General features: G+C 53.6%; 1 protein-coding gene. It reads left to right on the top strand.

Features of this window, described 5'->3' with window-relative positions; translation table 11 throughout:
- Positions 1–366: ABC transporter transmembrane domain-containing protein (locus tag ACYQ78_RS39330; protein ID WP_459806094.1), on the top strand; the 366-nt coding region annotated here is incomplete at both ends.

Below are 366 nucleotides of genomic sequence, written 5' to 3'. Positions count from 1 at the left end.
CTTCACGCTATCTTCACCAAAGCATCCTCGTCAATGTCATGCACTCGCCGATGTCGTTTTTCGTGGCCACCCCCCTGGGGAGGATCGTGAACCGCTTTTCCAAAGACATCAGCACGATCGATCATAAGGTGCCCATGTCACTCGTGCAGTTTCTTCGGACGTTCTTCACCGTTCTTGGCACCATTATTGCGATCAGTTTCGCCACTCCAATCTTCTTGGCGGTGATTGTTCCCTTGGCTGGTGTCTCCACGTGTGTTCGGCGAGTTTACGTTGGCACGTCGCGCCAGCTGAAGAGGATCGAGTCAGTGAGCAGGTCACCGAGCTCCAGCAATTTCTTTGAGTCCATTAACGGCGTGAGCGCCATAG

The organism is Herbidospora sp. RD11066, from assembly GCF_054661255.1.
This window is presented reverse-complemented; position numbering and strand designations above follow the sequence as displayed.